Annotated in this window: 9 protein-coding genes; 7 read left to right on the top strand and 2 right to left on the bottom strand. The window is 63.2% G+C overall.

Annotation, left to right across the window (positions count from 1 at the left end; genetic code table 11):
• Nucleotides 1-129: 129 nt before the first annotated feature.
• Both IAE39_RS28110 and aguA read right to left on the bottom strand, forming a co-directional pair.
• Nucleotides 130-327 carry a hypothetical protein gene (locus IAE39_RS28110; protein ID WP_201207738.1) on the bottom strand — a complete coding sequence of 66 codons (198 nt, stop codon included), beginning with the start codon at nucleotides 325-327 and terminating at the stop codon, nucleotides 130-132.
• Between the two features lie 183 nt (nucleotides 328-510).
• A complete protein-coding gene (gene aguA / locus IAE39_RS28115; protein WP_201207739.1) occupies nucleotides 511-1,617 on the bottom strand; it encodes an agmatine deiminase in 1,107 nt (368 codons plus the stop codon).
• A gap of 302 nt (nucleotides 1,618-1,919) precedes the next feature.
• On the opposite strand from aguA, the gene rfbB reads away from it, so the two are divergent.
• From rfbB to IAE39_RS28150, 7 genes are read left to right on the top strand one after another with little or no spacing between them, the layout of a single operon-like run.
• Complete coding sequence (gene rfbB, locus IAE39_RS28120; protein ID WP_201207740.1) at nucleotides 1,920-3,002, top strand: dTDP-glucose 4,6-dehydratase; 1,083 nt, start codon at nucleotides 1,920-1,922, stop codon at nucleotides 3,000-3,002.
• Nucleotides 2,999-3,874: a glucose-1-phosphate thymidylyltransferase RfbA gene (rfbA, locus tag IAE39_RS28125; protein WP_201207741.1), complete on the top strand. Its 876-nt coding sequence runs from the start codon at nucleotides 2,999-3,001 to the stop codon at nucleotides 3,872-3,874. Before rfbB ends, rfbA begins: the two co-directional genes overlap by 4 nt.
• On the top strand, nucleotides 3,871-4,416 hold the full coding sequence (gene rfbC, locus IAE39_RS28130; protein WP_201207742.1) for a dTDP-4-dehydrorhamnose 3,5-epimerase: 546 nt from the start codon (nucleotides 3,871-3,873) through the stop codon (nucleotides 4,414-4,416). Before rfbA ends, rfbC begins: the two co-directional genes overlap by 4 nt.
• The gene (gene rfbD / locus IAE39_RS28135; RefSeq protein ID WP_201207743.1) at nucleotides 4,413-5,273 is read left to right on the top strand and encodes a dTDP-4-dehydrorhamnose reductase; all 861 of its coding nucleotides are present in this window, start codon (nucleotides 4,413-4,415) and stop codon (nucleotides 5,271-5,273) included. The genes rfbC and rfbD overlap by 4 nt, the downstream gene beginning before the upstream one ends.
• 38 nt (nucleotides 5,274-5,311) lie before the next feature.
• Entirely contained in the window at nucleotides 5,312-7,126 is a 1,815-nt protein-coding gene (locus IAE39_RS28140) for a sensor histidine kinase (protein ID WP_201207744.1), read from the top strand.
• The gene (locus IAE39_RS28145) at nucleotides 7,123-8,529 is read left to right on the top strand and encodes a sigma-54-dependent transcriptional regulator (RefSeq protein ID WP_201207745.1); all 1,407 of its coding nucleotides are present in this window, start codon (nucleotides 7,123-7,125) and stop codon (nucleotides 8,527-8,529) included. Before IAE39_RS28140 ends, IAE39_RS28145 begins: the two co-directional genes overlap by 4 nt.
• Nucleotides 8,529-8,984, top strand: a complete 456-nt coding sequence (locus tag IAE39_RS28150; protein WP_201207746.1) for a thioesterase domain-containing protein — start codon at nucleotides 8,529-8,531, stop codon at nucleotides 8,982-8,984. The genes IAE39_RS28145 and IAE39_RS28150 overlap by 1 nt, the downstream gene beginning before the upstream one ends.
• Nucleotides 8,985-9,119: the final 135 nt, after the last annotated feature.

The following is a 9,119-nucleotide window of genomic DNA, read 5'->3' on the forward strand; positions in this document are numbered from 1 at the left end:
CCACCGTGGCACTGTGATGCCTCGGCGGGGGCGAGTCCATCGATTACAGGGTCACCACATGTCTCAAATCTTGTGGTGTCCCTGTGGGAGCGGCTTTAGCCGCGAAGAGGCCGGCCCAGGCTCAATCAATCAATGCCATACCGCCATCAGCGCCTGCATCTCTGCTTCGCTGATCAGCCCTTGCGGATATCTTCCGGCAAGCAGGCGTCGTGGGTCGGTCGTCCTGACCCTGATGCTTCCATGGTGTTTCAACCAGTTCGCCACAACCTTGAGCGATTGTTGATCTACTGCCGATGGGCGCAAAGCCGACTCACTTGCTGCGTTCATTTCTACACGTACTCCCGGGCCCGTGAGCGGCTAATCTACGTAAGTATTGTTACAGCTCAGAGAGTTCGGCCTGGCCGAGCTATCTAATTGAAAACAATACAAAACGTATGCCATGCCAGAGCACAGGGCGTCGCCCGAAAAAAAAGCCCGTCACAAGACGGGCCTTTTTCATCCGGTACGCGATCAGCGCTTGACCGGCGCCGGTTGCTGCTGGGTCAGGCAGTGGATGTTGCCACCCCCCAACAGCAGTTCGCGGCCCGGGATCATCACCACCTCGTGGTCGGGGAAGATCTTCGCCAGGATCGCTCTGGCTTCGGCATCTGCCGGGTCGTCGAAGCTTGGCGCGATGATGCCGCCGTTGACGATCAGGAAGTTCACGTACGAGCCGGCCAGGCGCACCGACGGGTCACGTTCCTGGCTGCCGGCCACCTGATCGACACCGTCGCACTCCTCGGCGGTGGCAAACAGCGGGCCCGGGATCGGCATCTTGTGCACGATGAACTCGCGGCCCTTGGCATCGCGGGTGTTCTGCAACACCTCCATGGCCGCTTGGCAGCGCGCATAGTTGGGGTCGTTGGAATCATCGGTCCAGGCCAGTAACACTTCGCCCGGGCGTACGTAACAGCAGAAATTGTCGACGTGGCCGTCGGTTTCGTCGTTGTACAGGCCGTCCGGCAACCACACCACGGTATCCACCGCCAACTGGTCACGCAGCACCGCTTCGATCTGCTCGCGGTTCAGGTGGGGGTTACGGTTACGGTTGAGCAGGCACTCCTCGGTGGTGATCACGGTGCCTTCACCGTCCACGTGGATCGAGCCGCCTTCGAGCACGAAACCTTCGGTGTGGTAGCGCTGGCAGCGCTCCATCTCCAGCACCTTGGCCGCCAGTTCCTCGTCGCGGTTCCACGGCGCGTACAAGCCGCCATCGAAGCCGCCCCAGGCGTTGAAGCCCCAGTCCACACCGCGCACTTCGCCCTGGTCGTTGATGACAAAGGTCGGCCCGGTGTCGCGCACCCAGGCATCGTCGTTGCTGATTTCGACCACGCGAATGTTCGGCTGGTCGAGCTGGCGACGGGCGTTTTCGTACTGACCAGCAGAAACCGCAACGGTAACCGGCTCAAAGCGGGCAATGGCCTTGGCCAGGGTTACATGGGCTGCCTGCGCCGGCTTGCCGCCCAGGCGCCAGTTGTCCGAACGTTCTGGCCAAACCATCCACACCTGGGTTTGCGGGGCCCACTCGGCGGGCATGTGGAAACCATCGGCACGGGGCGTGGAATTGAGGGTTTTCATGGGAGACCTCTGTGATGGCCCTGAGCCGGCGTCTGCCAGGGGCGTTGATCAATTGGATAACAATCCGATATGACAGTTCTGGAGGGTACGATACCCCTATTTCAGCCAACTTATAACCGATATATATCGGCATAAACAAGCTTAAAAATTTTGAATCGGTGGAAAAATGCGACACAAAGCCGATATCAATCCGAATATCAACCTAGCTCAGCAGCACTGCGATGATTTTTGCCTACTATCGCCCGTAACGACAGGCTAGGCTGCAGAGACCTGCACATGGAATTTTCAGAGGCGTCCCGATAATGCGCATACTCATCACAGGCGGCGCTGGCTTCATTGGCTCAGCCTTGGTACGCCACTTGATTGCCCACACCGGGCATGAGGTGCTCAACCTCGACAAGCTGACCTACGCCGGCAACCTCGAGTCGCTGCACAGTGTTGCCAGCAACAGCCGCTATGAATTCGTCCAGGCCGATATTGCCGATACGGACGCCGTCAGTGCAGTGCTTGAACGCTTTCAACCCGATGCGATCATGCACCTGGCGGCCGAATCGCATGTGGACCGATCGATCGACGGCCCGGCGGCCTTTATCCAGACCAATATCGTCGGGACCTATGCCCTGCTGGAGGCGACACGCGCCTGGTGGAGCCAGCTCCCGGACGCCAGGCGTACCGCGTTTCGCTTTCACCATATTTCCACTGACGAGGTGTATGGCGACCTGCATGGCGCCGACGACCTGTTCCGCGAGACCACGCCCTATGCGCCCAGCTCGCCCTATTCGGCCAGCAAGGCGGCTTCGGACCATCTGGTCCGCGCCTGGCATCGCACCTATGGCCTGCCGGTGCTGGTCACCAATTGCTCGAACAACTATGGCCCCTATCACTTCCCTGAAAAGCTGATCCCGCTGGTGATCCTCAATGCCTTGGCAGGCAAACCGCTACCGGTTTACGGCAACGGCCAGCAGGTGCGTGACTGGCTGTTCGTCGAGGACCACGCCCGGGCGTTACTGGAAGTGGCCACCCGAGGCCAGGTCGGCGAGACCTACAATATCGGCGGCCACAACGAACAGAAGAACCTCGATGTGGTGCATGCGATCTGCGCCTTGCTTGAAGAGCTGGCACCGCAACGGCCGGCCGGCGTGGCCCGCTACGCCGACCTGATTACCTACGTGCAGGACCGCCCTGGCCACGATCTGCGCTATGCCATCGATGCCGGCAAGATCGAGCGTGAACTGGGCTGGGTACCGCAGGAAACCTTTGCCAGTGGCCTGCGCAAGACGGTGCAGTGGTACCTGGCCAACCTGGAATGGTGCCGCCACGTCCAGGATGGCAGTTATCAAGGTGAACGACTGGGCAACAACAACCTCAAGGAGCTTATTGCATGACCAAGGGTATCGTCCTTGCCGGAGGCTCCGGCACCCGTCTGCACCCTATTACCCTCGGTGTGTCCAAGCAGTTGCTGCCGATCTACGACAAACCGATGATCTACTACCCGTTGTCGGTACTGATGCTCGCCGATATCCGTGACATCCTGCTGATTTCCACCCCGCAGGACCTGCCCCAGTACCGCCAACTGTTCGGCGATGGCAGCCAGTTCGGCATCCACATCAGCTACGCCGAGCAACCTTCACCAGACGGGCTGGCCCAGGCATTCCTGATTGGCGAGCAGTTTATAGGCAACGACTCGGTGTGCCTGATCCTCGGCGACAACATCTTCCACGGCCAGAGCTTCACCGAACAATTGCAACGGGCGGTCAGCCACTCCAGCGGAGCAACGGTCTTCGGGTATTGGGTCAAGGACCCGGAACGCTTCGGTGTAGTCGAGTTCGACGAACAGGGCCATGCCCTTTCAATCGAAGAAAAACCCCTGCAGCCCAAGTCCAGCTACGCGGTGACCGGCCTATACTTCTACGACAACGATGTGGTCGAGATTGCCAAGGGCATCCGCCCCTCAGCCCGTGGCGAGCTGGAAATCACCGACGTGACCAATGCCTACCTCAAGCGCGGCGACCTGCGCGTGGAACGTTTCGGGCGCGGCTTCGCCTGGCTTGATACCGGCACCCATGAAAGCCTGCTGGATGCCTCGCAGTACGTTCAAACCATCGAAAGCCGTCAGGGCCTTAAAGTGGCGTGTCTGGAGGAGATTGCCTTCAACAAGGGCTGGATCACCCGCGACCAGCTATTGGCCAAGGCCGAGAAACTGAAAAAGACCGGCTACGGCCAGTACCTGGGCAAACTGGCCAACGAAACGACATGAACATCATCCCGACCAAGATCCCCGACGTACTGATCATTGAACCCAAGGTTTTCGGCGACAGCCGCGGCTTTTTCTTCGAGGCGTTCAATGCCCGCGATTTCAAGCAGCACACCGGCGTTGACGCGTATTTTGTCCAGGACAACCACTCACGTTCGGTCAAAGGCGTGCTGCGTGGCCTGCACTACCAGGTGGAAAACACCCAAGGCAAGCTGGTGCGCGTGGTACAGGGCGAGATCCGTGACATCGCCGTGGATGTGCGCAAGCGCTCGCCCACCTTCGGCCAATGGGTCGCGGTACACCTGTCGGCCGACAACCGCCGCCAGTTATGGATTCCACCCGGGTTCGCTCATGGCTTTGCCGTCATGAGCGAGTCGGCCGAGTTCCTGTACAAGACCACCGATTACTACAACCCGAGTGCAGACCGCTGCATCCGCTGGGATGACCCTGAACTGGCGATCGACTGGCAGCTGGATGCGCCACCGCTGCTGTCCGAAAAAGACAAGCTCGGCGTACCGTTCAGCGAGGCTCAAGCGCTGCCATGAAGATTCTCGTCTGCGGCCACAACGGCCAGGTCGCGCAGGCCTTGCAGAAGCACTTGGCTGGCCTGGGCGAGTTGCATGTGCTGGGCCATCAGCAACTGGACCTGGCCGCACCCGAAAGGTTGCGTACAACACTGCGACAGCTCGCCCCCAAACTGATTATCAACGCGGCCGCCTATACGGCCGTGGACCAGGCAGAGCAAGAGCCGGAGCGGGCCTTTGCCATCAATGCCGATGGCCCTCGCTTGCTCGCCGAAGAAGCGGCAAGGCTCGACGCGCCGTTGATTCACTTTTCTACCGACTATGTCTTCGATGGCAACAAGCCCACGCCCTATACCGAAAACGATGTGCCCAACCCCTTGAGCATCTACGGCCAAAGCAAGCTGGCCGGGGAGCGGGCAATTGCCGCCGTTGCCGGGAAACACCTGATCCTGCGTACCAGCTGGGTTTACTCGCAATACGGGCGCAACTTTCTGCTGACCATGCAGCGCCTGCTGCAGGAAAAGCCCCAGTTGCGCGTGGTCGACGACCAGATAGGTGCCCCGACCTGGGCCACAACCCTCGCCACCAGCACCCGCACGCTGATCGAGCGCTGGCAGTCCGGTGAGGCAGGGGCATGGGGTACGTATCACCTGACAGCGCAGGGCGCGACCTCCTGGTTCGGCTTCGCCCAGGCCATCGGCGAACACTTGAAGGCCCGGGGCCAGCCCTGCGCCGAGCTGCTACCTATCCCCTCCTGCGAGTACCCCACGCCTGCACGCAGGCCGCTCAACTCGCGGCTAGACTGCTCGCGCCTGGCCCATGAGTGGCAAATCAGCCTGCCGCACTGGCAGCAGGCGCTGATCGACTGCCTCAAGTAGCGCATAATTGCGTCAGACTTTTCTGGCGCATTTACGTGATGATTGCAAAACCCACGCCCCCACGCCGCCCCCGCTGGCGCAGCCTGGCCCTGTTGGCCCTGTGCCTGGCCCCACTACTCTGGCCCCTGCATCATTTGGCCGAGCGCTATTACCAGGAAGAGCTGGCCTCGCAGAACCGCCAGACCCTCGACCTGTACGTGGCCAACCTGCTCGGCACCCTGCACCGCTACGAAACCTTGCCGCAGATCCTCGGCGACCTGCCGGCATTGCGCGGCGTGCTGGCCGACCCGTTCCGCCTGGAGGCGGTGACCAACGCCAACCGCCTGCTCAAGGGCATCGTGCAACAGACCGGTGCCGAGGTGATGTACCTGATGGATGTCAGCGGCAATACGCTGGCGGCCTCCAACTGGGACAAGCACGACAGCTTCGTCGGCCGCAATTTTGCCTTCCGCCCCTACTTCAACGAAGCCATGGCCGGCCACCTGGGCCGCTTTTTCGGCCAAGGCACCACCTCGGCCAAGCGCGGCTACTTCTTTGCCGCCGCTGTACGCGACCGCGAGCGGATCGTCGGCGTGCTGGTGGTCAAGGTCGACCTCGACCACACCGAAACCCTGTGGGGCCGTACCCCCGAGCAGCTGTTGCTGACCGACCACAATGGCGTGGTCATTCTTACTTCACGGCCCGACTGGCGCTTCCGTGCCACCCGCGTGCTGAGCGAGGCCGAGCGCCAGGCGATCATTGCCATCCAGCCTTACCCGACCCAGGCTCCGCAACCGCTTGTCCTCAACCCGGACGCCTGGATCACCCAGACCCGCGACATCAAGGAAACCGGCTGGCAAGTCAGCATTCTCGCCCCGCGCATCCTGGTCGACCGTTCGGTGCAAACGGTGATGGCCATCGGTGCGGGTACCTTGCTGGTCGTCATGCTGCTAGCCGGGCTGGTGATGCAGCGGCGCCGCCATTACATCGACCGCATCGGCCTGGAGGCCCGCGGCCGCCAGGAGCTGGAAAAACGCGTGGCGGAACGGACCGCCGACCTCGAAGGCCTCAATACCCGCCTCAAGCGCGCCGTACTCGAGCGTGAAAACGCCCAGCAAGAGGCGGTGCGCGCCCAGGACGAACTGGTGCAGGCCGGCAAGCTGTCGGTACTCGGCACCATGTCGGCCAGCATCAGCCACGAACTCAACCAGCCGCTGGCAGCCATTCGCAGCTACGCGGAAAACGCCGAGATCCTGCTAGACCACCAACGCACCGAAGACGCCCGTGGCAACCTCAAGCTGATTGGCGAGCTGACCGGGCGCATGGCCTCGATCATCGCCCACCTGCGCGCCTTCGCCCGCCGCGACCGCCATGCCCCGGAAAGCGTGGCCCTGCAGCCTGCCCTGGACGATGCCCTGGCGCTGCTGGCCAAGCGGCGCCGGGCAATGGCCGTTGAGCTGATCCGTGACATGCCGGAAGCCACCTTGTGGGTGCAAGCCGGCGAAACCCGCCTGCGCCAGGTGCTGGGCAACCTGCTGGCCAATGCCCTCGACGCCCTCACCGAGAAAGCCAACCCGCGCCGGCTATGGCTAAGTGCCGAGCGGCGCGATGACTGCGTCTACCTGTACATCCGCGACAACGGCCCCGGCTTCAGCCGCCAGGCCCTGGAGCACGCCAAGGAGCCGTTCTTCACCACCAAGACCCGCACCCAGGGCCTGGGCCTGGGCCTGGCCATCTGCGAAAGCCTGATGCGTGCCCTGGGCGGTGAACTGCTGCTGGCCAACCACCCGGAAGGGGGCGCCCTGCTGACCCTGCAGCTGCGTGTGGCCGCGCCTGGCGCTACTTTGCCCAATTCGGAGGACCCCTCGGCATGACCACCGAGACACAGATCAACAGCCAAGCCCAGGTCATCCTGGTCGATGACGACCCGCACCTGCGCCAGGCCCTCAGCCAGACCCTGGACCTGGCCGGGCTGAAAGTGGTCGCGCTGGCCGATGCCCAAGGCCTGGCCGAACGTATCGAGGCCGACTGGCCCGGCGTGGTGGTCAGCGATATCCGCATGCCCGGCATCGATGGCCTGCAACTGCTGGAGCAACTGCACGGCCGCGACAGCGAGCTGCCGGTGCTGCTGATCACCGGCCACGGCGATGTCCCGCTGGCCGTGCAAGCGATGCGCGCCGGGGCTTATGACTTTCTGGAAAAGCCCTTTGCCACCGACGCCCTGCTCGACAGCGTGCGCCGCGCCCTGGCCCTGCGCCGCCTGGTGCTGGACAACCGCAGCCTGCGCCTGGCCCTGAGCGACCGCCAGCAGCTGGCCACGCGCCTGGTCGGCCAGTCGCCGTCCATGCAGCGCTTGCGCGAGCAGATTGGCGCCCTGGCCGGTACCCGCGCCGATGTGCTGATTCTGGGTGAAACCGGCGCCGGCAAAGAGGTGGTGGCCCGTGCCCTGCACGACCTGTCCAGCCGCCGCGAGGGGCCGTTCGTGGCGATCAACGCCGGGGCGCTGGCCGAGTCGGTGGTCGAAAGCGAGCTATTCGGCCATGAGCCCGGCGCGTTCACCGGGGCGCAGAAGCGCCGCATCGGCAAGTTCGAGTTCGCCAACGGTGGCACGCTGTTCCTCGACGAAATCGAGAGCATGAGCCTGGACGTACAGGTGAAGCTGCTGCGCATGCTGCAGGAACGGGTGGTTGAACGCCTGGGCGGCAACCAATTGATCCCGCTCGACATCCGCATCATTGCCGCAACCAAGGAAGACCTGCGCCAGTCTGCCGACCAGGGGCGCTTCCGCGCCGACCTGTATTACCGCCTGAACGTGGCGCCGCTGCGTATACCACCGCTGCGCGAGCGCGGCGATGACATCCTGGTGTTGTTCCAGCACTTTGCCGACGCCGCCAGCCAGCGCCATGGCCTGCCACCGCACGCGCTGCAGCCGGCCCAGCGGGCGGTACTGCTACGCCACGACTGGCCAGGTAACGTGCGCGAGCTACAGAACGCTGCCGAGCGTTTCGCACTGGGCCTGGAACTGGCCCTGGACGGCCAGGCGCCGCCAGCCCCCGCCGCTGCGGTGCCGATGCTGAGCGGCAACCTGAGTGAACAGGTCGAGCAGTTCGAACGCTCGTTGATTGCTGCCGAACTGGCCCAGCCACACAGTTCCATGCGCAGCCTGGCCGAGGCGCTGGGCATCCCCCGCAAGACCCTGCACGACAAGCTGCGCAAGCACGGCTTGAGCTTTGACGGTGGCAGCGGCGGGCATGACGATCAAGAGGACAACCGTTGATGAGCACCGATAGCCAGTACCTGCAGTCCGTACTGCACAGCGACATCCCCCTCACCCGTGAGATGGGCCTGGAAGTGATCGATTGGCAGCAGCACACCCTGCGCCTGCAATTGCCCCTGGCGGCCAACGTCAACCACAAGAGCACCATGTTTGGCGGCAGCCTGTACTGCGGGGCGGTGCTGGTGGGCTGGGGCTGGCTGCACCTGCGCCTGCGTGAGTTGGGGATCGATGACGGGCATATCGTCATTCAGGAAGGGCAGATCAGTTACCCGCTGCCGGTTACCGGTGCGGCGCTGGCACGCTGTGCGGCGCCGGACGAAAAGGCCTGGGAAAGGTTCCTGAACATGTACCAGCGGCGCGGGCGGGCGCGGTTGACGCTTGAGACCACGGTAAGCAATGCCGGGAGTGACGAGCCGGCGGTCACCTTTAGCGGCCAGTACGTCCTGCATCGCTAAAACGGAAGCATGGCACCGGCTCCGCCAGTGTTCGCGGCTAAAGCCGCTCCCACAGGTGCGGTGGGAACTCTAAGCCAGCGCAGTACCTGTAGGAGCGGGGGGGGGGGGGGGGGGGGGGGGGGGGGGGGGGGGGGG

This window comes from Pseudomonas sp. S37 (genome assembly GCF_016658545.1).
Lineage (GTDB): Bacteria > Pseudomonadota > Gammaproteobacteria > Pseudomonadales > Pseudomonadaceae > Aquipseudomonas.